Origin of the sequence: Vibrio sp. 1874 (genome assembly GCF_033344395.1) — a bacterium.
In the GTDB taxonomy this organism is placed as follows: domain Bacteria; phylum Pseudomonadota; class Gammaproteobacteria; order Enterobacterales; family Vibrionaceae; genus Vibrio; species Vibrio alginolyticus.
Window position 1 is genome coordinate 658,199 of the sequence record NZ_JAWPOR010000002.1, and the last position, 22,666, is coordinate 680,864.

General features: G+C 44.5%; 23 protein-coding genes. 16 read left to right on the forward strand and 7 right to left on the reverse strand.

The features are described 5' to 3' along the window. Positions 1 to 175 precede the first annotated feature (175 nt). The 4 genes from R8N46_RS06795 to R8N46_RS06810 all read left to right on the forward strand — a co-directional run bounded on the left by R8N46_RS06795 (position 176) and on the right by R8N46_RS06810 (position 3,028). The gene (locus R8N46_RS06795; protein ID WP_042520743.1) at positions 176 to 898 is read left to right on the forward strand and encodes a sulfite exporter TauE/SafE family protein; all 723 of its coding nucleotides are present in this window, start codon (positions 176 to 178) and stop codon (positions 896 to 898) included. 102 nt (positions 899 to 1,000) lie between these two features. Beyond that, positions 1,001 to 1,906 carry an EamA family transporter RarD gene (rarD, locus tag R8N46_RS06800; protein ID WP_213972208.1) on the forward strand — a complete coding sequence of 302 codons (906 nt, stop codon included), beginning with the start codon at positions 1,001 to 1,003 and terminating at the stop codon, positions 1,904 to 1,906. 208 nt (positions 1,907 to 2,114) lie between these two features. Beyond that, positions 2,115 to 2,501, forward strand: coding sequence for an MAPEG family protein (locus R8N46_RS06805; RefSeq protein ID WP_005376510.1), 387 nt, complete (start codon positions 2,115 to 2,117; stop codon positions 2,499 to 2,501). Then, entirely contained in the window at positions 2,495 to 3,028 is a 534-nt protein-coding gene (locus R8N46_RS06810) for a DNA mismatch repair protein (RefSeq protein ID WP_213972207.1), read from the forward strand. Before R8N46_RS06805 ends, R8N46_RS06810 begins: the two co-directional genes overlap by 7 nt. 285 nt (positions 3,029 to 3,313) lie before the next feature. Here R8N46_RS06810 and R8N46_RS06815 read toward each other — a convergent pair whose 3' ends face one another. Next, the gene (locus tag R8N46_RS06815; RefSeq protein ID WP_213972206.1) at positions 3,314 to 4,678 is read right to left on the reverse strand and encodes an endonuclease/exonuclease/phosphatase family protein; all 1,365 of its coding nucleotides are present in this window, start codon (positions 4,676 to 4,678) and stop codon (positions 3,314 to 3,316) included. 394 nt (positions 4,679 to 5,072) lie between these two features. Here R8N46_RS06815 and R8N46_RS06820 point away from each other — a divergent pair, with 394 nt between their 5' ends. Next, the gene (locus R8N46_RS06820; RefSeq protein WP_005376506.1) at positions 5,073 to 5,387 is read left to right on the forward strand and encodes a DMT family transporter; all 315 of its coding nucleotides are present in this window, start codon (positions 5,073 to 5,075) and stop codon (positions 5,385 to 5,387) included. A 79-nt stretch (positions 5,388 to 5,466) separates the two neighbouring features. On the opposite strand, the gene R8N46_RS06825 is transcribed toward R8N46_RS06820, so the two are convergent. After that, on the reverse strand, positions 5,467 to 6,372 hold the full coding sequence (locus R8N46_RS06825) for a DMT family transporter (RefSeq protein ID WP_005376505.1): 906 nt from the start codon (positions 6,370 to 6,372) through the stop codon (positions 5,467 to 5,469). 169 nt (positions 6,373 to 6,541) lie between these two features. Here R8N46_RS06825 and R8N46_RS06830 point away from each other — a divergent pair, with 169 nt between their 5' ends. The 3 genes from R8N46_RS06830 (at position 6,542) to R8N46_RS06840 (ending at position 9,215) form a co-directional block, all read left to right on the forward strand. Further along, on the forward strand, positions 6,542 to 7,000 hold the full coding sequence (locus tag R8N46_RS06830; protein WP_005376504.1) for an NUDIX hydrolase: 459 nt from the start codon (positions 6,542 to 6,544) through the stop codon (positions 6,998 to 7,000). Between the two features lie 104 nt (positions 7,001 to 7,104). Continuing rightward, on the forward strand, positions 7,105 to 7,677 hold the full coding sequence (locus R8N46_RS06835) for a GNAT family N-acetyltransferase (RefSeq protein ID WP_025767834.1): 573 nt from the start codon (positions 7,105 to 7,107) through the stop codon (positions 7,675 to 7,677). Between the two features lie 125 nt (positions 7,678 to 7,802). Continuing rightward, the gene (locus R8N46_RS06840) at positions 7,803 to 9,215 is read left to right on the forward strand and encodes a coniferyl aldehyde dehydrogenase (protein ID WP_033906502.1); all 1,413 of its coding nucleotides are present in this window, start codon (positions 7,803 to 7,805) and stop codon (positions 9,213 to 9,215) included. 175 nt (positions 9,216 to 9,390) lie between these two features. On the opposite strand, the gene R8N46_RS06845 is transcribed toward R8N46_RS06840, so the two are convergent. After that, positions 9,391 to 9,870 carry a YbaK/EbsC family protein gene (locus tag R8N46_RS06845; RefSeq protein WP_318098279.1) on the reverse strand — a complete coding sequence of 160 codons (480 nt, stop codon included), beginning with the start codon at positions 9,868 to 9,870 and terminating at the stop codon, positions 9,391 to 9,393. A gap of 156 nt (positions 9,871 to 10,026) precedes the next feature. On the opposite strand from R8N46_RS06845, the gene R8N46_RS06850 reads away from it, so the two are divergent. The 4 genes from R8N46_RS06850 to R8N46_RS06865 all read left to right on the forward strand — a co-directional run bounded on the left by R8N46_RS06850 (position 10,027) and on the right by R8N46_RS06865 (position 15,007). Then, on the forward strand, positions 10,027 to 11,568 hold the full coding sequence (locus tag R8N46_RS06850; RefSeq protein ID WP_171345650.1) for a glutamate synthase-related protein: 1,542 nt from the start codon (positions 10,027 to 10,029) through the stop codon (positions 11,566 to 11,568). 186 nt (positions 11,569 to 11,754) lie between these two features. Further along, entirely contained in the window at positions 11,755 to 13,929 is a 2,175-nt protein-coding gene (katG, locus tag R8N46_RS06855; RefSeq protein ID WP_132937214.1) for a catalase/peroxidase HPI, read from the forward strand. 153 nt (positions 13,930 to 14,082) lie between these two features. Then, a complete protein-coding gene (locus R8N46_RS06860) occupies positions 14,083 to 14,535 on the forward strand; it encodes an antitoxin Xre/MbcA/ParS toxin-binding domain-containing protein (RefSeq protein ID WP_005376498.1) in 453 nt (150 codons plus the stop codon). Position 14,536: 1 nt separating this feature from the next. Then, positions 14,537 to 15,007 (forward strand): RES family NAD+ phosphorylase, encoded by a 471-nt coding sequence (locus R8N46_RS06865; protein ID WP_005376497.1) that lies wholly within the window; start codon positions 14,537 to 14,539, stop codon positions 15,005 to 15,007. Between the two features lie 79 nt (positions 15,008 to 15,086). Here the strand turns inward: R8N46_RS06865 and R8N46_RS06870 are convergent, their stop codons facing one another. Further along, complete coding sequence (locus R8N46_RS06870) at positions 15,087 to 16,937, reverse strand: acyltransferase family protein (protein WP_213972205.1); 1,851 nt, start codon at positions 16,935 to 16,937, stop codon at positions 15,087 to 15,089. Positions 16,938 to 17,178: 241 nt separating this feature from the next. Between R8N46_RS06870 and R8N46_RS06875 the strand changes: the two genes are divergently transcribed. Further along, complete coding sequence (locus R8N46_RS06875; protein ID WP_115386613.1) at positions 17,179 to 17,454, forward strand: nitrogenase-stabilizing/protective protein NifW; 276 nt, start codon at positions 17,179 to 17,181, stop codon at positions 17,452 to 17,454. Between the two features lie 117 nt (positions 17,455 to 17,571). Here the strand turns inward: R8N46_RS06875 and R8N46_RS06880 are convergent, their stop codons facing one another. Together R8N46_RS06880 and gloA are read right to left on the reverse strand one after the other, a co-directional pair. Continuing rightward, on the reverse strand, positions 17,572 to 18,672 hold the full coding sequence (locus tag R8N46_RS06880) for an alkene reductase (protein ID WP_115386614.1): 1,101 nt from the start codon (positions 18,670 to 18,672) through the stop codon (positions 17,572 to 17,574). Positions 18,673 to 18,683: 11 nt separating this feature from the next. Next, a complete protein-coding gene (gloA, locus tag R8N46_RS06885; protein WP_115386615.1) occupies positions 18,684 to 19,070 on the reverse strand; it encodes a lactoylglutathione lyase in 387 nt (128 codons plus the stop codon). Positions 19,071 to 19,281: 211 nt separating this feature from the next. Here gloA and R8N46_RS06890 point away from each other — a divergent pair, with 211 nt between their 5' ends. Further along, a complete protein-coding gene (locus R8N46_RS06890) occupies positions 19,282 to 19,710 on the forward strand; it encodes a PaaI family thioesterase (protein ID WP_017820983.1) in 429 nt (142 codons plus the stop codon). Between the two features lie 26 nt (positions 19,711 to 19,736). Then, positions 19,737 to 20,126: a MazG nucleotide pyrophosphohydrolase domain-containing protein gene (locus R8N46_RS06895; protein ID WP_115386616.1), complete on the forward strand. Its 390-nt coding sequence runs from the start codon at positions 19,737 to 19,739 to the stop codon at positions 20,124 to 20,126. Between the two features lie 43 nt (positions 20,127 to 20,169). Here the strand turns inward: R8N46_RS06895 and R8N46_RS06900 are convergent, their stop codons facing one another. Beyond that, a complete protein-coding gene (locus tag R8N46_RS06900) occupies positions 20,170 to 21,045 on the reverse strand; it encodes a universal stress protein (RefSeq protein WP_115386617.1) in 876 nt (291 codons plus the stop codon). A gap of 215 nt (positions 21,046 to 21,260) precedes the next feature. Between R8N46_RS06900 and R8N46_RS06905 the strand changes: the two genes are divergently transcribed. After that, positions 21,261 to 22,604, forward strand: coding sequence for a magnesium transporter (locus R8N46_RS06905; RefSeq protein WP_115386618.1), 1,344 nt, complete (start codon positions 21,261 to 21,263; stop codon positions 22,602 to 22,604). Positions 22,605 to 22,666: the final 62 nt, after the last annotated feature.

Consider the following 22,666-nt stretch of genomic DNA (forward strand, 5'->3'; position numbering starts at 1 on the left):
TACATCAGCGGAATGAAATACAAAATGCAAATGAGGGCGAACCGCACAAATGGATTGTCTTTTTATTCACTTTGATGAATGCTACGCGGAATTCATATCGCAGTATGCCTGAGGTATTCATCATGCGAATGTGCTTTGGTTTTGTGTTTATTTTTCAAATATAAGAATAATCTAAATGGAATTCGATTCGATAAACTTTCTTGCAATAGGTTTGATATTTCTTGGCTCTTATGTCCAGACCGCAATCGGTTTTGGCTTGGCTATTGTTGCCGCACCTTTACTGATTCTTTGGGCACCAGAATATGTTCCTGCGCCAATCTGTTTAGTCGCGTTGTTTATTTCGTTGATGAATGCGATGAAGCACCGCAGTAGTGTTGAAATCGGCGGTTTAAAGATGGCGTTGATTGGGCGAGTGCCGGGATCAATTGCTGGTGGCTTGCTACTCTTTTTTGTATCTACACAAACTCTCACGCTTTGGATTGGTTTGTTGGTGCTGTTTGCAGTCGTGGTGAGTGTTTTACCGTTTCGGGTTGAGCCTACGCCTTCGCGTATGACATGTGCTGGTTTCTTTTCTGGGTTGTTTGGTACCAGTTCTGCGATTGGAGGCCCTCCGATGGCGTTATTGTTGCAGCATCAAGAAGCGAATCAGTTACGCGGTAATTTATCGGCTTTTTTTGTTTTCAGTTCGATTATTTCACTAATAGTACAAATCCCAGTGGGCTTCTTCACATTGCATCATTTGGTCATTACTATTCCTCTATTACCTGCTGCGGCGCTTGGTTACTGGCTAGCAATGAAAACTACCCAGTCGTTACCAAAAGAAAAGATTCGGTTTGGGGCACTTATGTTGTGTTTTGTAAGTGGCTTTACCGCCGTCGTACAAGCGTTGAGCCAATAATGCCATCTGCATCATAAAGTCACTGCGGGATTGCATTCCTTTTTATGTATGGCGGACTTGTTTACTTATGCCAAATTGGTCGTTTAGATGGGCGATAGTTTTATGAATAACACTCGTTATGGCACTTTTATGGCAGCATTCTCCTTTGTGATCTGGGGATTGCTACCAATTTATTATCGTTATTTACCAAATGCTTCTATGGATGAGTTGCTAGCATGGCGAATCATTGGGTCTGTACCTGTCGGGTTTCTAATTGTACTTGGGATAAGCCGTCGAGGGCTGAATTGGAAAGAAATCTGGCTTGATAAAAAATCCTTGTGGTACACGTTTGTGGCGAGCAGTTTGATGTGTATTTCTTGGAGTGCGTTCACTTGGGCTTTGACCCATCATCGGGTCATCGATGCCAGCTTAGGCTTCTTTATTGGGCCATTAGTATCTGTTGCACTAGGCGTATTTATTCTTGGGGATAAGCTCTCAAAAGGCAAACTTATTGCAATCGTGCTGGCAACAATTGGTGTTATGTACCAAGTGATTCACTATGGTCAGCTGCCCGTTATTGCACTAACGATGGGGTTGTTCTTTGCTTTGTATGGGCTGTACAAGAAGAAGATAAATTATGACTGGAGTACAACCTTGTTTGTTGAAGCATTGTTACTGACTCCAGTTGCACTCGCCTATTTGCTCTATAAACAATGGGCAACTGGTGAACTGGCTTCGGGCACAGATACCACAACATTGCTTTTGTATTTTGGCAGTGCACCTATCACACTTTTACCACTCGTATTTTATTCTATCGCAATACGTATAACTGATTTATCAACCGTCGGTCTAATGCAATACATCGAACCAAGCTTGCAGTTTGTGTTGGCAGTTATGTTTTTTGGCGAGTTGTTTGACGAAGTGAAAGCGGTGACCTTTGCATTTATTTGGGCAGGGCTGTTGTTCACAATTTTTGAAAGTATTATCAAAGGGCATCGGCGCAAAAAGCTGGTCAAACACCCCTTATAGTGGTTTCAATATTCTCACATATTAGCTTCTTTATTCTTATGCCCTCCATTCGAGGGCATTTTTAATGTCATGAAGCATTGGCTTTCGTTTTTTTCCGAGTAGAAATCATAACTTGAGATTATTTGACGCATTATCATAATGATACCGCTATAGTTATAGCCAAGTGACACGCTTATATAAGTGAAAACCAGATCAAGAAGGACGACATATGATCACAGCTCTGTATGCCAACATTCTCGCAATACTCATTATTTGGTTGGCTGTTCAAGTAATTAAGCAACGTCGCTTAAATCAAATTGCTTATGCAGATGGTGGGGTAGAGGCTCTACAAATTGCTCGTAGTGCCCAGAGTAATGCGACAGAATATATCCCCATCACCCTGATTTTAATGGCACTTTTAGAATTCAATAGTGCTTACCCAACATGGATACATCTCACCGGTATTATTTTTGTAATTGGTCGAGTTATTCATGCTAAAGGCATATTGAAAAAAGACTTGAAAAAGCGCATTAGAGGGATGCAGGTGACATTTCTGGTGATACTTTCATTGGTTGTGTTAAATATGATTTACCTGCCATACGATAAGTTATGGTAAGTCTGCGACGTTACATTCCACCACCATGGGTACTCGTTCTGATTGGATTAGTACTGAATATTGGCGCGATCATCGTTACTAGCTTAGTCCTTGATAAGTTGGGTAAACAGCACTCGCAGTTCGCAGAGCAAACAGCAGAAAACTTGTATTCCATCCAACTCGCATGGAACAGTGTGGAAACCCTAGAAAGGAAAAGAGAAGCTTTACTGCTGCATGTGCACATAAGTCAGAGCGTAGCGATACCTTTAGAGCTAGAAGAGGTATTAGCAGGTCATTTATCTTCTTGGGTTCATAACGAGTCGGATGAAATAAAAATTGATCAACTTCCTCAACTAATGTCAAAGATAAATCAGGCACAAGCTTCGTATAGAGACCGCATCGATAATTACTACATTGAGAATGTAGAGCTCAATGAGGTAATGGCAAAGCAGGATGAAAAGATCGCTTGGTACAAGAATATCGGACTCTTCTTGCAAGTATTCGGACTTGCGTTAATCCTTGCACGCGACTTAGCTAGGAAGCAATAAAAGCAAGAGCTAAAGATCAGGTTTATTGCGAAATGCCAATGGTAGTTTGCAAATTGCAATTTATTCTGTGAGCAAACAGTAGCTATTGGTTAAGTTTTAATGAAAGTGATTAAATAACAACCTGTTTTTGTGCGCTGAAAAGTTGGCACGCCTCATGCTTTAGTATGAGTGACCCTTTCTAAGCCGAGGGTCACCTAGCCAACTGACGTTGTTAGTGAACCATCTTGTTCACAAATATATACAGCCAATCACGACTCCTTGTGGTTGGCTTTTTTTTTATGCGGTCTAGAACTGTGCTTTAATCCAGATCATGCGATGGTCGGAAGATACATCCTTACCATCACCATACTTACCGATACGTGCATCGTTAAATAGTTTATGGCCTTCTTCATAAGACGCTGACCAGTACACAACAGAGTCTATTACATTCAAATTTGCTGAAGGCAAGGCATAGTCTACCCCTAAGCCAAACGTTGAAGTGATGCGATTCGGATATGGGTGAGTTGAACTGCGGTCAACAGCGTGTTCAGCTGCACCAAAGCTTGTTGGGTAAAGCTCACCATTCATCACGGTTTGGTTAACCAATGGATCGTTGTGCAGCTCTTGCATTACAGAGCTAATACCGTCACCAGACACTGGATCAAGGTTTTGATCACCCATCATTACGAATTTAGCGCCGTTCGTTAAGCCACCTGTTTTACCCGCATCGTCGTAAAAATAGTCTTTGCCTTGAATGTAATGATGCCAAAACTCCACTTCTGCTGCGTTTTGCGCTTTGTTTTTACCGGTGTCGAATACTGGTGGAGTAGGATGAGACATCAACAAGTGTACAACTTCTTCGCCGTTGCGAGTTGGAATGATGATTGGTGCGTCAACGTGGTTTTTCGAAGATAGACGCACTTGATCCCATTCTTCCGCTGAGTACCATTCATCACCACACTTCATGCCGTCTGGAATCTTTTGCGAACCGTCACAGATAGTAATGGTTGGAATTTTCGCACCTTCCATATCTTTCCATTTAAATGCTTGGAATGTACGTGTGTTTGCTGTGTCAATTTTATACTTAGACATAAGAGCAAATGCATATTGACCATGGTACATGCCAAAGCCCCATGCATCACCTGGCATTTGACCTGCGGTTCCGTTGTTGTCGAGATCAAACTCACTCAACAACCCTGTATTGGTTGAATAAGATTCAGCATAAGGGTATTCAATAGGCTCAAGGTTTGCTTCACCGCCCGCGCCATTGATGCTTTGCGCGACAGACAAGTAGTTCTTCTGGAATCCTTCAATGGCTGCTTTGTTTTCGCCTGTTCCGTCGTTGTTGTATTCCGCCATCATAAGAACATCAGGACGATTCTTTTGAATGATTGCTGCAACGTTACGAATTTGAATGACTTTTTCCGCAGTGGTTTTGTCTTCGGCTGCGATTGAACCGTCTAAATAAGAGGTGACCAACGCAGTTTGCTGCGTTGGTTCAATTTGCATTTCATCTACCAAAGTTTCGAAGGTAGCGCGGTCAAAAGAGAGGTTGTAAGTCGCTATTTTTACTTCTTTAGGCTGAACATTGACGTATTCAGTATCGTCATTACATCCAGATAGTAGAGCGGCGCCAACAAGGACAGCGATAGAGGTTTTGATTGCTTTCATGGGTACGTCATACCTTATAATTAATTCGGCTGAATATTAAAGTCATCAGTCATTGTTTTAAGCGATATTAGTCACACAAACGTTTTCATATTTACATGTTCAATTAGTTTTTGTGTGATTTGTGCAATAAATGCAACACTTTCAACACCAGAAGGTTATATGTAAATTGTTAAAAAACGGTGTCGTTATTGATGCGAAATAGAGAGTCCGCCACCGTTAAAAAGAAAAGCGTAGAATTTAAGCGTGCATGAGATGTTTGAGTTGTATGCTTATCGCCGTGTTTTATTTTTTATGTTTAAATTTCTGTATATAATAAGCTGTCAATCAGAAGTGAGGACGACCTCACCGCTCTATCTTTTCTCGGGGACGACCCCATCTCGTTGGGAAATGTGACATGGCTTGGGGAATTCTCTTCATTGCGGGCTTGTGTGAAATCGCATGGGCTGTCGGTCTTAAATATTCACAAGGGTTTACCAAATTCGGTGCTTCGGCATTCACTATTGTCTTTATGTTATTGAGCTTTTGGTTGCTTGGCATTGCGTTAAGAACCTTGCCTTTAGGCATTGCTTATGGCGTATGGGTAGGGATTGGCGCAATAGGCACGGCAGTCGTGAGTATTTATCTGTTCAATGAGCCAGCAACACTTATCAAAGCCTTAAGCTTGCTAATGATTGTCGCTGGTATCGCAGGGTTAAAAATATCAGCTTAACGTTAGGCTAAACACAAAACAGCCAGAGTCACTCTGGCTGTTTTTCTAAATGTCGTGTTTACGGTTCTGGGTAGGTATATCAAGCGTTGCGCTTAATAAAAGGTAACCGTAAGTGATGACCAAACGCATTAATTAATGCGCCTGTAACAATCAGACCACCACCGACGTACGTCCAAATGATCGGAACCTCGCCAAAGAAAATGATGCCTAACAACACAGAAAATACGATCTGGATATACGAATAAGCGGAGGCTTTACCCGCTTGTTGAGTTTGCATCGCTTTGGTTAACCCCAATTGTCCAATTTGGGTAAAGACACCAACTAGAACCAACATGAAAGTCAGATATAGATCGGGCATTACAAAATCGTCGCCAATCAGTAAGAGTGAAGCGGGGAGAGCAACCAACGGGAAATAGAAAATGATCACTGAGCTGTCTTCTGTCTGACTCAGTTTTCTGACAATGACGTAGGCAATTGAGCTACCAAATGCGCCTAAGATCGCAATCATGACGCTAAACATTGGTAAAGCGCTATCTGAGCCTTGCCCAGTTTCTGGGCTTACCATGATATAGATGCCGAGTAAGCACAACGCAATACAAAGGAAAGTTGACGGCTGGATGCGCTCTTTCAAGAAAAATACGGCGAGTAGTGCAGTAAATACCGGATGAATATACTGGAATATCGTCGCTTCTGCCAAAGGTAAGGTGGTCACTGAATAATATACACACATCAGAGCCATCGTACCCACAGCACCGCGTGCAAATAGTAATGGCTTATTATTGCCCCATACAGAAATTCGTTTTCGCTTTACATCGAAATAACTAATGATAAGTGAAACGAGCGCTCTTGCTGCAACGATTTCAAAAACGGGGATGCCGTAGTTGCCGACGTGCTTTACTGTAGCTGACATCAGAGCAAAGCCGAACGCGGAAAGCACCATAAAGCGCACACCGATGGGAATCATAGTGTTGAATGAATTGGACATTTTACTGCTCATTTGTTGCGACAGATCTCACTTTAGCATACTTAGTTAGTGATTAAATCCTCTCAACTCAAACACTTCTGTCGACAAGATGAATAAACAGTAGAATACGTAGCAATTAATCTGCCTCTCTTCAGCGTAACAATAAAAACTCGATATTTAAGGAGCTTACATGATCCCGATAAAAGCAACGCATGTTTCAGGCGTTGTCATTTCAAAAATTGATGGCATAGAAAAAATGCTGTTACTCAAACGCGTAAAAGGTGGCTATTGGTGCCATGTTGCAGGTGGTATCGAAGCGGGTGAAGCCGGGTGGCAAACCATTTTAAGAGAGTTAAAAGAAGAGACACTAATTGACCAAGTTGAGTTACATACAGCAGACTTTCTAGAGCAGTTCTACGAAGCAAAAAATAACCGTATCATGGTTATCCCATGTTTTGTGCTATTTTGTCCGCCTAACCAATCAGTTGTTCTTAACGAAGAGCATACAGAGTATCGCTGGTGTACGCTTGAAGAAGCTAAGCAGCTGGCTCCGTTTGCCAATCAGCATCACCTCTATGAACATGTATGGAAACATTATGTAGATGTGGCATCACTAACGCCATTTACGCTGATCGATCAAAAGGGCTAAATGAACGGCAACGGCTTTGATTAGTTTTTATAGAGAGGTTTGTTCTCATAAAATGAAGCGTTAGGATTTGCGCTGAGCGTTCACAATAAAAAGGAATAACATCTATGGATGAAGTCACATGCCAAGAGACGTATCAAGGAAATCACTTACAGAAGCGTTTTTCCGTCTCGCAAAGGGTCTCAATTGAGCCCCTCAACACGAAACACGCGTCCGCTTTACTAGAGGTTGTGAACACTCACCGAGAGAGCCTTGAGGGCTATCTACCTTGGACGGATTCTGTCACGAATCATAGAGAGGCCGTTAACTACATTTCCCAGCGAGTGAACAGTAACGCGCTGGATTCCCACTGGTGCGCAATTTATTTTGATGAGCAACTTACGGGTGTTATTGGCATTAAAGGTGTGGATTCACATACACGTGTTACTGAAATTGGCTACTGGCTTGCCAACAATGGGCGAGGCCATCGTGTGATTGATCAAGTACTCGCAGTATTGATCCCTTTCTTGAAGAAGAAAGGGCACGCACAATTCATTCAGTTCCATTGTATGGAAGATAACATCGCTAGCATCAATATTGCTGAGCGTGCAGGCGCCACATTAAAAGAATACGTTGATCATGAGTTCGATATGCTTGACCGCTCTCAACGACTAGGCATTTATGAACTACGTTTGACGTAGTATCCACCCTAGAGATATTTTAATCAGAGTTCGAACTCTAACTTCACGAGCGCTACAATAGTAACATTGTTGCGCTCGTGTTAACTTGGGGCGTCATTGGCAGAAACTAGGCTAGGAGAAGCATCATGAACGCAATCACAGAGGTTGAAGTAGATAACTTGTTACAGCAAAGCCTCGAACGCTTAAAAGCGGCATATGCAGCCGAGCCTTATCCTAGTTTGGATGAACGTAAACAGCGCCTTGTTTTGTTAAAAAAATCGCTGCTTGAGAACAAACAAGCTTTGGTTGAAGCGTTAAGTGACGATTTTGGCTATCGCTCAGAATTTGATACCGCCATGACCGACGTTTTGCCAACGGTCTCGCATATTAATTATACCCTCAAACGACTAAAAAAATGGTGCAAACCCAGCAAGCGCGAATCCGGCTTATTGCTCGCACCTTCTAAAGTCACCGTTCAGTATCAACCGTTAGGTGTCGTCGGGATCATTTCACCGTGGAACTTTCCTGTGATTTTGAGCCTTGCGCCTTTAGTGACAGCATTGGCTGCTGGCAACCGCGTGATGATGAAGCTCAGCGAATTTACGCCAAAAACCAATAAAGTCATCGTCGATATTTGCCGTGGGTTGTCTGAGTATGTCGAAGTTTTTGAGGGTGAAGCAGACGTCGCACAAGCATTCAGCCAACTGCCATTCGATCACCTTTTGTTCACGGGTTCTACGAGTGTTGGTCGCGCAGTGGCAAAAGCGGCAGCGGAAAACCTTACCCCGGTGACGTTAGAGTTGGGTGGAAAGTCCCCGGTGATCATTGCAAAAGATGCAGACATGAAGAAAGCCGTTGATGCTATCTTGTTTGGTAAATGCATTAATGCAGGCCAGATTTGTGTCGCGCCTGACTACGCATTTGTACCGCAAGAACGTGTCGAAGAGTTCATTTCGCTATTCTTAAAACGTTTTGAAAAGCTCTATTTAAAATCCAACAAGAATCAAAAGCTGACCCATATTGTCAACCAACGACAATATGATCGTTTGACTGCGCTACTTGAGGATGCAAAAGCGCAAGGTGCTAACCTTCACACTGTTGAAGCGTCGCCCCAAGAGGAACGACTTCTGTATCCTCATTTGGTCACGGATGTGTCGCCGAATATGCGAATCATGCAAGAGGAGATCTTCGGGCCATTTCTACCTGTTAAGCCCTACAATGCGGTTGATGAAGCGATTGATTACATTAATCAGCGCCAAAGACCACTTGCGCTGTATGTTATGTCGGACGACAAATCGACCATCAAACATATTGTACGCAACACCCACAGTGGTGGCGTCGGCGTTAATGATACGGTTTTACATGTTGGCGCTGAAGATGCGCCTTTTGGTGGCGTTGGTGAATCGGGTATTGGGCATTATCACGGAGAGGAAGGATTCAGAACTTTTAGTCATGCGAAAACCATTCTTCACACACCGAAATGGTTGCCAAGAACGAGCGTATTAATGCGCCGTAGGGCTATGGCGATAAAAGCGATCCAAAAGATCTTTGTTCGATAATAATTATGATTTGATTGATAAAAAACCGCCCGAATAGGCGGTTTTTTGTTTCTATGTGCTCTGAAACGCTGAGCACCAAAGTCCGAGAAACTTCCATCGCGTGCTACCAACAAAACAAAGAAAGGCTCTTGTTGAAAGAGCCTTGTTCAGGAAATGTCGAGAGATCTTGGCAAGTTTAATGCAGAACTTCACTGCTGAATCTTAGATATCTACAGTCGTTCATCAGTTCTTTAAACGCCTTTCGGTCCAGCTTAATCAGAGTTTCATGATCGCCAGCTTCAAGGTAGACATGTTCCAAGTTTGCTAGTCTTTCATCGCAAACTGTCGACATGTGGTAAGGACTACCAATCGGTGGAATAGCGCCGTGTTCACAATCGGTGAAGAGTCGGTAAACCATACGCTCTTTCACCAAGTGGAAGGTGGCATTAAATTCGTCGTTTAATCTCGACAAACTGATTTTGTTGTTGGCAGGTAAGACCGCCATCATATGACGCCCTTCATGATCCTCTAGAATCACACCTTTTGCGATATTCATTAAAGGCACACCTGCTGCAACACCACTTTGTAGCGAGCTATGACAGTGGCTGTGATTCACGGTTTGAAAGTGAATGTTATGCTCAGTCAAATATTCATCTAATCGGGTTGCAATCGTCATATAGCCTCCACGTGTATGAGACCCATAAAAAGTATAGTTTAGTCGGGCGACAATCGCGCATTTTACTCGGCGACACTGACGCTCTTTACGCTCCTGTTCTACGCTTATTGCAAGCCAGCGAGAAAGCATGGTTAACAATAATAAATAGGGGGCAACATGAGCAAGCCAATCATCGCTGATAACAAGCCGATCAAAGTAGAGTTGAAAGCTGGGCAAGAATATTACTTCTGCCGATGTGGGCGTTCTAAAAAACAACCTTACTGCGATGGGTCTCATTCGGGAACCGGCTTAAAGCCAATGAGCTTTAGTGCGGAAAAAGACGAAGATGCCTATCTCTGCCAATGTAAGCATACCGCCAATGCTCCTTTTTGTGATGGTACACACAAGCGATTTACCGCAGAGCAAGTCGGTAAAGAGGGACCGGAACAAAAGCCAGAGAAAAGAGACAAACCAACAGCGTCTGCTACTCAAGAAGAACCAACCCTCGAGTTTATCCACCAATTAGCGAGAGAAGGACTCTCTAAACTCGGTCATCATGGTCCGATGGCTGCAATGGGGGTTCCTAGGCATTTGCTACCACATTGGGATGCTATACAAATCATGGTGGCGCAAATGGCGACACAACCGTTGTTGGAAGACGTTCCTGTGTCTACCGAGTTGATTGTGGGACCAAATGCGCGTAAGCCGCTCAGACTCGCTATTCCTTTGTTGGTGTCGGACATGAGTTTTGGCGCACTTTCTGAAGAGGCGAAAATTGCGCTAGCAAAAGGTGCAGAGTTGGCAGGGACTGGGATTTGCTCTGGTGAGGGTGGCATGTTACCGGAAGAGCAAGCCGCTAATTCACGGTATTTCTATGAGCTTGCTAGTGCTCAATTTGGCTACGACGAATCTAAGCTTCTTAATGTTCAGGCGTTTCACTTTAAAGGCGGGCAAGGAGCAAAAACGGGCACGGGTGGTCATCTGCCTGCAAATAAAAATGTAGGTAAGATCTCTCAGGTGAGAGGCATCCCCGAGGGACAACCAGCGATATCACCACCAACGTTCAAAGATCTTCACACTACTCACGATTTCAGAAAGTTTGCTGACAGAGTTCGTGGCATCACAGGCGGCATTCCAATTGGATTTAAACTCAGTGCCAACCATATTGAGCAAGACATTCAGTTTGCGCTTGATGCTGGGGCTGATTACATCATCTTAGATGGTCGCGGTGGTGGCACGGGTGCGGCGCCAACTATGTTCCGTGATCATATTAGTGTGCCCACCATTCCTGCATTAGCTCGTGCACGTAAGTACTTAGATGAAAAAGGTGAAAGTGACCGCGTCACATTAATCATCACCGGTGGGTTGCGAGTTCCTACGGATTTTGTCAAAGCGTTGGCACTTGGAGCAGACGGAGTAGCGATAGCAAACAGTGCGATGCAATCGATCGGTTGTGTCGCCGCTCGCATCTGCAACACCAATAATTGCCCGGCAGGCATTGCGACACAAAATGCCGATTTGAGGCAGCGTCTCGACGTCGAAAAGTCATCCCAGCAACTGAAAAATTTCTTCGAATCCTCGGTAGAGCTCATGAAAGTCATGGCGAGGGCGTGTGGTCATCACGCTCTGAATGAATTTAGTCATCATGATTTAGCGACCTGGGATCACAACATGGCGAGGCTGTCTGGGATTAAGTATTCAGGTATGGACTTAAACTGATCTCTATCCATATTTTCTGCATATAGGTACATGTTTGATAACAATTATTTATTCGCTGAAATGTTTGAAATTTTGACTTGGCGTTAACTAAAAAAACAGTGTATGAACTACGCTGTTTGAGGTGGATATTCGATTTATTGAATAACAAAGAGTGGTTACCACAACCACGACACGAAGGAGCATTATATGAGCAAAGCAAACGGCGGTTCGGTAGGTAAATGTCCAGTTATGCATGGTGGGCAAACATCTACAGATAAGTCGGTGATGGATTGGTGGCCGAATGCCTTGAACTTAGACATCCTGCATCAACACGACTCCAAAACCAACCCATTTGGTCAGGACTTTAATTACAAAGAAGAACTGAAAAAGCTAGATGTCGAAGCACTTAAAAAAGATTTAAAAGATTTAATGACTGATAGCCAAGACTGGTGGCCTGCCGACTGGGGACACTACGGTGGTTTAATGATCCGAATGGCATGGCATGCAGCGGGCAGTTATCGTATTGCGGATGGTCGTGGCGGTGCTGCTACAGGCAACCAACGCTTTGCTCCTCTCAACTCTTGGCCAGATAACGCCAACCTCGATAAGGCTCGACGCCTTTTATGGCCAATCAAGAAAAAATATGGCAACAAACTAAGTTGGGCAGACCTGATTGTCCTTGCCGGTAACATGGCGTACGAATCCATGGGTTTTAAGACCTTTGGCTTTGCGTTTGGACGAGAGGACATATGGCACCCAGAAAAAGACACTTACTGGGGTTCTGAGCAAGAATGGTTAGCCACAAGTGACGCTGATAACAGCCGCTACTCTGGTGAGCGAGATTTAGAAAACCCGCTTGCTGCGGTAATGATGGGTCTTATCTATGTGAACCCTGAAGGGGTAGACGGTAACCCAGATCCTCTCAAAACAGCGCATGACATGCGAGTGACCTTTGCGCGAATGGCAATGAACGATGAAGAAACCGTCGCGCTCACAGCTGGTGGTCACACGGTGGGTAAGTGTCATGGTAATGGTGATGCCGCAAACCTTGGCCCAGAGCCCGAAGCAGCAGACGTTCATGAGCAAGGTCTTGGCTGGATTAATCACAAAACACGTGGTATTGGCCGTGACGCGGTAACGAGTGGTATTGAAGGTGCTTGGACAACACACCCTACACAATGGGATTACGGATACTTCCACCTACTATTTAAGTATGACTGGGAACTGAAAAAGAGCCCAGCCGGCGCATGGCAATGGGAGCCAATCGACATTGAAGAACAAGACAAGCCTGTCGATGTTGAAGACGGTTCTAAGCGCTACAATCCAATCATGACCGACGCCGATATGGCGCTCAAAATGGACCCTGAATATCGTAAGATTGCAGAAAAGTTCCAAAATGACCCTGCGTACTTTGATGACGTTTTTGCTCGTGCCTGGTTTAAGTTGACACACCGCGATCTAGGACCAAAATCATGTTATTTCGGCCCAGATGTGCCAAGCGAAGATCTTATTTGGCAAGACCCAACGCCCGCAGGTAAGACAGACTACGATGTCGATTTAGTGAAAACAAAAATTGAAGCAAGTGGCCTATCCATTAGTGAGTTAGTCAGTACGGCGTGGGATAGCGCGCGTACTTACCGTGGCTCTGACCGTCGAGGAGGTGCAAATGGCGCGAGAATTCGCTTGGCTCCGCAAAAAGATTGGCAAGGGAACGAACCTGAACGTCTAAGCCGTGTTCTTGCTGTGCTAGAAAAAATAGCAGCAGAAGAGGGCTGTAGTGTTGCAGACGCTATCGTGCTTGCTGGGAACGTAGGTATTGAACTGGCTGCGCGTGCCGCAGGTCATGATGTTTCCGTGCCATTCGCGCCAGGCCGAGGTGATGCCACCCAAGAGATGACGGATGTGGAATCGTTCGAAGTACTTGAGCCTGTTGCTGACGGTTTCCGAAATTGGTTGAAGAAAGACTACGCGGTTAAGCCAGAAGAGCTTTTATTAGATCGTGCTCAGCTTATGGGGCTAACGGCGCCAGAAATGACGGTACTTATCGGTGGTATGCGCGTTCTAGGCAGTAACTACGGCGGTGGAAAAGAGGGCGTATTTACTGAGCGAGTCGGCACTTTGTCGAATGATTTCTTCGTGAACCTTACTGACATGGCATATACGTGGAAACCAGTGAGTGCTAATCAATATGAAATCCGTGATCGTAAAACCGACGCTGTGAAGTGGACGGCTACTCGAGTGGATCTTGTCTTTGGTTCAAACTCGATCCTGCGTTCGTATGCGGAAGTGTATGCGCAAGATGATAATCAGGAAAAATTCATCCATGACTTCATCGCCGCATGGACGAAAGTCATGAACGCGGATCGTTTTGACTTGCAATAAGTGAAACGATGCCCGTCGGTAGATGGGTTGATGAATAAGTAAGAGAGGCGGGCGAAAAGCTCGCCTTTTTCTTTACCTATCTTTTTACTTTGATTGAAAGTTAAGCTCATTTGAACCATAATAACTGGACCATATGAACCATAGGAGCTTGATATGGCAACTGCAGCATTAAAAAGCTTCAAACCGAAACAACCTCATAAAGCCAATTTCTGGTTTATGTTGGGTATTGAAGACGCTGAAACAGGTCGTACTGATGCGGTTCACAAAGGCTTTGAGCCAAAGGTGTATCGCAATATTGTTGAGCGTGTGAAGCTTTCTCAGAGTGAGTTTCAAAACGTCACATTGATACCTGTCAGCACGGTCAAGCGTCGTCTAAAAAACGATGAGCGCTTCAATACGCAAGAAAGTGATGCAATCTATCGATTAGCGATGTTATTGAAACTCGCGACAGAACTGTTTGACGACGAAGAGCGCGCGTTAAAATGGATGAGAGAGAATGTGTATGGCTTAGGTGGAAAACGTCCACTTGATATGGTCTCGACCACGGTGGATTTTGAAATCGTAAAAGATTTGATCGGCCGTTTAGAGCACGGGGTATTCTCGTAATATGAAGCTCTATCGTCTCACACAAAAGAAATTTGCTGACACGCCATTCAGCCCCGTTGGCGCAAAGTTATTTGGAGGGCGATGGAACTCAAAAGGAACCGAAGCCCTCTATTTCTCTGAATCGGAATCCCTTTGCTCGTTGGAAGTGTTTGTTCACGTAAACAACGATCCTGCTATCACCAAACTTTACGATTTATATCGTATTGAAATGCCAGAATACCTCATCGCCACCTTAGATGAAGAAGATCTCCCTGTGACGTGGCGAGCAATACCGGCGAGCGAGTCTACGCAGTACATTGGTGACCAGTTTCTCAATGATCCTCATCCTGAGTTTGCCGCGCTGCAAGTGCCTTCAACGATTTCACCTCGTGATAAAAACTACGTGGTGAATCCAAATCATCCCAAAATGAAAGAGATCATCAAGAAAGCCGAAAAGCTCGATTTCGCGTTTGATCCGCGCATTTTCAAATAGACGCCTAGCTTTGTCTTGCTTTAAAGCATTCAGCGCTTACCTGAGATAAGCGCTGAAGCATAAAAGTTTATTTCCTTGGTTATTGTCGATCGTAAGTGAACTGTTGCGCTTCATTTGTAGTGTTGAGGTAATGCCCAAGCACCAACTCAGCACCTTTGTAAGATAAATGGCTGTCATCCGTATACATCGCATTGTTTGCTCCAACTCTCATTCGACATACGCCATTTCTGCAAATGGCATCGGTCAAGTCGACAAACTCAACGTGCTCAAATTGCTCAAAGTAGTTCACTAACTTCGCCACGTTTTGAGGGTGATGTTGTTTGGGAGAAAAGTCGCAGGCAGACTCTTCTGTCTCGCCAAACAAACGCGCTTTCCAAAGGCATTCTCCTACCGCAAACGGTGCAGAAGGGGTTGGACCGAAAACGACCACTTCCTTTCCTTTCAGTTCATTCAATAATTTGGTTAATGATGCTTCATAATCGGCTTGTGAAAGCTCTTTATTGAAATTAGAAGAGATAACAACGCGACGAATGGAAGGGGTACTTAGAATTGTATCGACAGCCTCATTGAAGAACTGTCGGCAAGAAATTGAGCCAGCAGCTTCTAGGATGTCGACATAACCGACCGCACAGGAATCTTGAGTAAGTTGCACCACGCCAGTTGGTGTTACTTCGGATAGACGCTTCACGTAAACCATGCTGTGACTATTGCCTAACACAGCGATGGCGGGCTGCGGCGCAGACGAGCACACATCGTTAACGTTGGTGTTGCCGTTGCAATCTAAACCATAACCGTTGTTAACGCGCATGGCCTCGAAAAATGCGCTTCTTTCTGGAAAACCACCGTTTTGATGACCGATAACGCCGAGCGTTAGCAAGGGCAACGTCAACAACACAATAACCGCGGACACAGTGCGCATGCTCATGGCTTTTCGGCTACGGAACGGCTTTTCAATAAAGCGCCAAGTGAAGTAAGAAAGTACAAAAAGAGTGACAACGTAAAGTGGGATATTGATGTCTTGTGTTGTGTCCAACATGTAGCGGTAAAAGACAAATAATGGAATGTGCCACAAGTATAAGCTGTAGCTGATTAAGCCGACGAACACGACCCACTTTAGGCTCAGTAATCTACCGCAGACATTGTCTTTAGAGGCAAACAAAATCACCAACGCGCTACCGATGACCGGCACCAGCAGCGTAGTGCCCGCGCCATCTTGCGATTTTTCAAACAAAAGCGCGGAAGCCAATATCAAAACGATGCCAATGGTTGCCAGCGTATCGTTAGATTGAACTTGGACTTTTCTCATCACTAATGCGAGTAATGAACCGGTTGCCAGTTCCCAAGCACGAGAGAAGATCATGTAGAAGGCGAAATCAGGATCGTTGCTCGTATAGACAATAGTCATCAAACTCAGCGCAAATACCGCGATGAAAAAAGTCAGGTAAAACGCGTTTTTACCACGAGCGAGTAGCATGAGTAGCAAAGGAATGACAATGTAGTATTGTTCTTCAACGCCCAAGCTCCATGTGTGGAACAGCGGGTTGGCTTGATCTTCTAAACCGAAGTAATTGTGGCCTTTCAAATACAGAAGAATGTTGGATGAAGAGAGAATGGAAGACACTGCAAATTGACCAACGTCTTTGTGTGCTTGCGGCAAAAATAGCCACCAAGACATCAAATAGCTGACGGCGATCACCACCAGTAAGAGGGGGAGTATGCGACGAATGCGTTGCTCATAAAAATCACCAAGGCTGAACTTCTGGTTTTCTAAGTCGTTAATCACGATGGTGGTGATCAAATAGCCGCTGATCACAAAAAACACGTCGACGCCAATAAAGCCACCAGCGAATTGCTCAACTCCTGCATGAAACAAAATCACCAACGTGACAGCAATCGCCCTTAATCCGTCTACTTCTGCTCTGTAAGTCATATCGTGTTGCTCCAACATTCCGTTTAATGAAGTAGAGCAAAATATGAACCAGAAATAATGTTTATTTAAATCAGTACCTTAAAGTGATTGTCAAAATGAAAATGCTAGGTGGGTTAACGAATTCCCAAATTGAATTTCAATATGGAAACCCCATAAAGAATGATCTTAAGAAGAGCTAAATCAAAGAACGTAAAGCGCGAGGCACTTAGACTTCATTGAAAATGATTACGCTAAAGAAACGATGACAGAGAATACGATTCAGGAAAAAATTGCCAGCTTTACTTGTATCGAAGAGGCTTTGGATTACTTCGACATCGAGTTTGATAGCCGATTTATCGAAAACAACCGAACCGAGTTGGTTAAGAGGTTTAACGGCTACTTAATCCTCACTAAACCGGATGATTGGTTTTTAGGTCGTCGTGCTTTAAAGAATGCTTACTGTAAAGTACAACGCCGTTTGCTCAGTAAAACGACGCGCTCTGCGTGCCGAGGTTGTACATCTTGTCAAAGACGTTAATTCTGGTGGCTTGCCTAAAAAGAACCCTGCATCTTGGCGTCACAGGGGGAAGAGCAAGGTTCTTTTGGGTTAGCTATTGGTTTGTCGCGAGTTGCGAATCAGCTTTACGTAGATGAATTAACCCGCGTGATACGCAGGGTAGTCCACTAAGCCTTTTTCACCGCCGCCGAACAATGTGGCAGGGTCATGTTCTGCCAGTGGATAGCCATGCTTGATGCGGCTTGGTAAGTCTGGGTTTGCAACAAACGGACGGCCAAAGCCAATCATGTCAGCTAAACCACTTTCGATCGCGTGTTGCGCCTTTTCAGCGTTGTAACGACCGGCATAAATCAGTGTACCTTTGTACGCCTCACGAACTGCGGTTTTAAAGTTGTGCGGAGTGTCTGGCGCGTCGTCCCAATCTACTTCTGCAATGTGAATGTAAACCACATTGAGTTTATCAAGCAGCGCTGCAGCGGCGGTGTAGGTTTCGACTGGCGTACTATCAACGGTGCCATTTAACGAAGTGAATGGTGCAAGACGAACACCAACACGCTCAGCGCCAATAGCTTGCGTCATCGCTTCTATCACTTCACCAAGAAAACGCAGACGGTTTTCAATAGAGCCACCGTATTCATCGGTGCGGTTATTCGCTTCAGAATCGATAAACTGGTTAACCAAGTAGCCATTCGCTGCATGAAGCTCGATACCATCGAATCCGGCTTCTATCGCGTTTAGGGCGGCTTGGCGGTACTCTTCAATAACGTTCTTGATGTCTTGTTTGGTCATTTCACGTGGCTCAACCACGTCGACAAAACCCGGTTCGTCTGTGCCGTTATCGACAAATACTTTCACGTTTTCTGCTTTTAGCGCAGAAGAAGAAATAGGTTGCTCACCGCCAATGTTATCAGGGTGAGTCACGCGACCAACGTGCCACAATTGCGCGAAGATAGTGCCGCCATTCTCGTGCACCTCATTAGTTACCCTTTTCCAGCCAGCAATTTGCTCTGGGCTGTAAATGCCTGGTGTCCATGCATAGCCTTGACCCATTGGCGAAATTTGTGTGCCTTCAGCAACGATTAGGCCCGCTTGAGCACGTTGAGCATAGTAGGTCGCCATCATATCGTTAGCGATATTACCTGGTTGAGAAGCACGAGAGCGCGTCATCGGAGGCATAACGATACGGTTTTTTAATGAGAGAGAGCCAAGTTGAATGGGTTGAAATAATGCGTCTGTCATAGGAAACCTCGTTATTTTTGAGTTTGGATGAGTTCGATTTGGTAACCATCGGGATCTTTAATGAACGCGATGTGAGTTTCTCCGCCTTTCATTGGACCTGGCTCGCGAGTAACGTTGCCACCAAGCGTTTTAATTTTTTCGCAAGCGGCGTAAATATCTTCAGACCCCAGTGCCATGTGTCCGAATGCGTTACCCAAGTCGTAACTGTCGGTATCCCAGTTATAAGTTAGCTCGATGGTCGCGCCATCTAGTTGATCAGGGTTACCAACAAACACCAGTGAGTAACGGTATTCTTGGTTTTCAAAACGATCCAAAACACTCATTCCCAGAACTTTTGTATAAAATTCGATAGATTTGTCTAGGTCAGCTACACGGATCATCGTGTGGAGAAGCTTCATAAGTCGCCTTTTCATAACGTTGCGTAATCACTATGCAAACCATATCGCCACTCTAAATAAACTGGAAATTATCGTTAATTATTAAAATGATTATTTAGTGTTATGAAAAGCGAGGTTGCTGGCCCTGCAACATGCAAACAAAGATTACTCGCCGTTTCTTTTTAATTGTTGGCATATGCTAATTACTCTTTTGAGAAACCGAGTAACTATCATGTCCACAAACAGCTACTGTCATTACACTCACGAGTCTCATCATCAATGTGCGGTTTGTTCTTCAATTAATGTGAATCCGAACTCTTTGGCCGTGAACTACCAATACCTAGCCGATGGTTCTGTTGTCGGAGAGTTTCACGTTTTACCGCGTCATCAAGGTTACACAGACCTGTTGCATGGTGGTATTGCCAGTTCGCTTCTCGATGGTGCAATGACGCATTGTTTGTTATCTAGAGACATTCAAGCCCTTACGGCGCAGTTGGATGTGCGCTACCATGCACCTATTCAGTTAGATGATCGAGTCACGATTACTGCACACTGTGAAGGTGAACGACGCGGTATATATCAACTGGTGGCTCAATTGCGGGTCAATAGCGAAGTTAGAGTGACGGCTAAAGGGAAGTTTATTCGTCCTAAAAAGGCATAAATAAAAACGTGTTCTACGGAGAGGCAATGAAGAAATTTGATGAGCTGTATGCAATTGCGACGAGAAAATCTCAATATGACCAAACCAACACTTGGTTTAAAGGCGTAGAGACTTATCTGGAGGCCATTGGCAAAGAAGTTGATGAAGTCCGCGAAGAGATTCGTGAGGATCGCCTTTGTCATTTGGAAGACGAGTTAGGCGATGTGTTGTGGAACTATCTTAACGTATTAAAAGCGCTGGAAAGAGAAAAGGGCATAGATCCTGAGAAAGTACTCGAAAGAGCCTGCAACAAATACGATCAGCGTGTATCTGCGATTGAGTCGGGACGCAGTTGGGATGAGATAAAACAGCAGCAGAAACAAGCCTTGAACGCAGAGTATGAAGCCGCGCAGTTAGAAGATGTAAAGAGCCAATAACTGCGCTTGGTATTGAAAGGGTTGGTTAATAGGGAATACCTAGTCAGCCCTTGGAACTGTTGACCAACAGTAGGTCACAAGGTGGTTGATCAAGTAACGTGTCTACAGTGCTGCCAGACCAAAATTGAGATGACATGCTTCGTTTACATGCCCCCATAATCAAAATCGCCGCTTGTGATTGCTTAACTGCTTTTGGTAACGCCGTTTCAGGGTTTCCTTCCGGTAATAGTAATGGAACTCGCGTTAACTTTTGCGCACTAATAAAATCTGTAATGCCTGCTTTTTGATTGCTTAATATCTCTGCACGATAGCGAGAGAGGTATGGTGCGACGTATCGGCAGTAAACGAGCGTCATTTTCCCGCTTAAGGTTTGTTCTAATTTTGAGCCTCGCGAGACGATGGCTTTATCTACTATCGACTTTTCATCCCCTCGATGAAGTGGGTCGATTGCACAAAGCATGTTGGCGTGAGAAGGCCATGACCGCTCACTCAGTAGCAACAAGTCGCAATCTTGTTGTGCTAGTTCTGTGAGCATCGTTTGAATCTCGTGTTTGTTAAAGTGTCCCACGAGCAGTAAGTCAGTGTGGTCAACAAGTCGTTTCGCAACTTGCTCAACCCAATGGCTCCCTTTGAAATGCTCGTAAGAGAGCGTTGGTATTTCAAGCTCTTCTTCTTCACAAAATTCGAAAATTAATGCGTTGAACTTTAAGGTCCAAGCTTCAAACTCAGCTTGTCTTTTTTCTATATGGTCAGAGTTGAAACTGAGAAAATGAGCGAATGCGTGATCTTCACTTCGGCGATGGTCTTCCACTAAAACTACAATAGGCTGGGCCAGCGCTGTCGAAAATTGAATCACTTTACGAAGCACCTTACGACTTGGTAAGGCGGCCTGCTGAGTCAGAAAAAATACAGGTGCCATTGATTACTCCATTATCAAACAAGGCGAATGAGCCTGACACACATTCAAGTCTATACCATGAACTGATGCAGAGGCGTTTTGTTTCTGCGAGCGAAATATAAATTCCGCAATTAAGTCAACTATCGCCTAGAATTTTAACATCAAGAATTCATGCCTTCGGATAGCACATATCGTCAATGCGGCGAATGTGGTAGTGAAAGCTATAGGTAAAAGTAATGATAGATTCCAACCAATTGCAAATTAACCGCAAAGTGCCACATTTGCTTGCTGAGATCATTAAAGCGATAGAATCGACCGAAGACTTGAGCTTTTTGAAAGACTATCAAGAAGCACAGATTGCGAACATTTTGGAGTCGGTCAACATTGCTTACCGTAAACGTGTCATAGAAGCAGTGCCGCCTGAGAAGTATTGGACGGTATTAAATTTGCTCCGATACGACACCGCCAAGCACATTCATCAATCACTCAATAAAGACTTACAACATGAACGCTTGACGTACATAAAGGATTCAGAACTGATCATCTTTGCGGACTTTCTACCGACCGAGTTTGTAGATGAATACCTTATTGATCAAAGTGAAGAGTCTGTCGCGCATATCCAACAAGCATTGTCGTATGAAGACAACAAAGTTGGACGTTATGCCGAGCCTCACTTTCTGGTCGCAAACCCTAAAAACAGCGTAGGAGGCATCAAAACCGAGCTGCTAAAACGCGGGCAAAGTCCAGTGCGGTTGATTATTGTGCGTGATGCAAGTGGTGTGATTGGTACGATAGAGCCGCAAACCCTGTTGCTGCACGAGAATCATATCAAACTTACCGACTTGACCGTAGTTACGCCAATTCTAGAAGATATTCAAACGATTCAAAGCGTCAGCAAACAAGTCTCGATTGATGGTGGAGCACATTGGTTTCCTATCATGGCTGGTGGCAAAATTATGGGCGTCTTGTCGATGGCGACCATTGCGATTACGTTGCGCGAACTCAGCCTACAAGCCGTAGTGGCAGAAAACGTACGAAGCGAAGAAGATTTGTTCACACCATTAAGCGTGGCGACAAGGCTAAGAGCACTTTGGTTGGTGATTAACTTGCTGACCGCTTTCGTAGCCTCCGCCATCATTGGGCTTTTTGATAATGTGGTCGAGCAGGTCGTTGCGCTTGCGATCTTAATGCCTGTCGTGGCGAGCATGGGCGGCATCGCGGGTAGCCAAACCTTAGCGGTGGCCATTCGAGGTATCGCACTAAACCACTTGCACCAAAGTAACTTGAAGCTATTGGTGAATAAGGAATTAAAAATCGCCACCATTAATGGTTTAATTATGGGATTGGTGATCGCGGGTGTCGTTTATATGGTGTTTGATTCTTGGCCATTGGCACTTATTATTTGCTGTGCCATTTTCCTCAATAGTTTGGCGGCCGCGGCATCGGGTACGTTGATACCATTCACGTTGAAGAAGTTTAACATTGACCCCGCCGTGGCTGGCTCGGTAGTATTGACGACCGTTACCGATGTCGTCGGTTTCTTTGCGTTCTTAGGCTTAGGTGCCATTTTCTTGATATAGATATCCAATTGACGTGTTAACCAGCAGAACCAATCGCACCATTTCCTAACCCAATATTTTGG

What these genes read in the sequence shown, in the direction of transcription:
- R8N46_RS06825 (WP_005376505.1), bottom strand. Translation starts at nt 6,372, where the DNA reads ATGTCCAATTCATTCAACACTATGATTCCCATCGGTGTGCGCTTTATG.
- R8N46_RS06845 (WP_318098279.1), bottom strand. Translation starts at nt 9,870, where the DNA reads ATGACGATTGCAACCCGATTAGATGAATATTTGACTGAGCATAACATT.
- R8N46_RS06835 (WP_025767834.1), top strand. Translation starts at nt 7,105, where the DNA reads ATGGATGAAGTCACATGCCAAGAGACGTATCAAGGAAATCACTTACAG.
- R8N46_RS06875 (WP_115386613.1), top strand. Translation starts at nt 17,179, where the DNA reads ATGACAGAGAATACGATTCAGGAAAAAATTGCCAGCTTTACTTGTATC.
- R8N46_RS06820 (WP_005376506.1), top strand. Translation starts at nt 5,073, where the DNA reads ATGGCTTGGGGAATTCTCTTCATTGCGGGCTTGTGTGAAATCGCATGG.
- R8N46_RS06860 (WP_005376498.1), top strand. Translation starts at nt 14,083, where the DNA reads ATGGCAACTGCAGCATTAAAAAGCTTCAAACCGAAACAACCTCATAAA.
- R8N46_RS06890 (WP_017820983.1), top strand. Translation starts at nt 19,282, where the DNA reads ATGTCCACAAACAGCTACTGTCATTACACTCACGAGTCTCATCATCAA.
- R8N46_RS06850 (WP_171345650.1), top strand. Translation starts at nt 10,027, where the DNA reads ATGAGCAAGCCAATCATCGCTGATAACAAGCCGATCAAAGTAGAGTTG.
- R8N46_RS06815 (WP_213972206.1), bottom strand. Translation starts at nt 4,678, where the DNA reads ATGAAAGCAATCAAAACCTCTATCGCTGTCCTTGTTGGCGCCGCTCTA.
- R8N46_RS06905 (WP_115386618.1), top strand. Translation starts at nt 21,261, where the DNA reads ATGATAGATTCCAACCAATTGCAAATTAACCGCAAAGTGCCACATTTG.
- R8N46_RS06900 (WP_115386617.1), bottom strand. Translation starts at nt 21,045, where the DNA reads ATGGCACCTGTATTTTTTCTGACTCAGCAGGCCGCCTTACCAAGTCGT.
- R8N46_RS06830 (WP_005376504.1), top strand. Translation starts at nt 6,542, where the DNA reads ATGATCCCGATAAAAGCAACGCATGTTTCAGGCGTTGTCATTTCAAAA.
- R8N46_RS06805 (WP_005376510.1), top strand. Translation starts at nt 2,115, where the DNA reads ATGATCACAGCTCTGTATGCCAACATTCTCGCAATACTCATTATTTGG.
- R8N46_RS06870 (WP_213972205.1), bottom strand. Translation starts at nt 16,937, where the DNA reads ATGACTTACAGAGCAGAAGTAGACGGATTAAGGGCGATTGCTGTCACG.
- R8N46_RS06895 (WP_115386616.1), top strand. Translation starts at nt 19,737, where the DNA reads ATGAAGAAATTTGATGAGCTGTATGCAATTGCGACGAGAAAATCTCAA.
- rarD (WP_213972208.1), top strand. Translation starts at nt 1,001, where the DNA reads ATGAATAACACTCGTTATGGCACTTTTATGGCAGCATTCTCCTTTGTG.
- gloA (WP_115386615.1), bottom strand. Translation starts at nt 19,070, where the DNA reads ATGAAGCTTCTCCACACGATGATCCGTGTAGCTGACCTAGACAAATCT.
- R8N46_RS06840 (WP_033906502.1), top strand. Translation starts at nt 7,803, where the DNA reads ATGAACGCAATCACAGAGGTTGAAGTAGATAACTTGTTACAGCAAAGC.
- katG (WP_132937214.1), top strand. Translation starts at nt 11,755, where the DNA reads ATGAGCAAAGCAAACGGCGGTTCGGTAGGTAAATGTCCAGTTATGCAT.
- R8N46_RS06810 (WP_213972207.1), top strand. Translation starts at nt 2,495, where the DNA reads ATGGTAAGTCTGCGACGTTACATTCCACCACCATGGGTACTCGTTCTG.
- R8N46_RS06865 (WP_005376497.1), top strand. Translation starts at nt 14,537, where the DNA reads ATGAAGCTCTATCGTCTCACACAAAAGAAATTTGCTGACACGCCATTC.
- R8N46_RS06795 (WP_042520743.1), top strand. Translation starts at nt 176, where the DNA reads ATGGAATTCGATTCGATAAACTTTCTTGCAATAGGTTTGATATTTCTT.
- R8N46_RS06880 (WP_115386614.1), bottom strand. Translation starts at nt 18,672, where the DNA reads ATGACAGACGCATTATTTCAACCCATTCAACTTGGCTCTCTCTCATTA.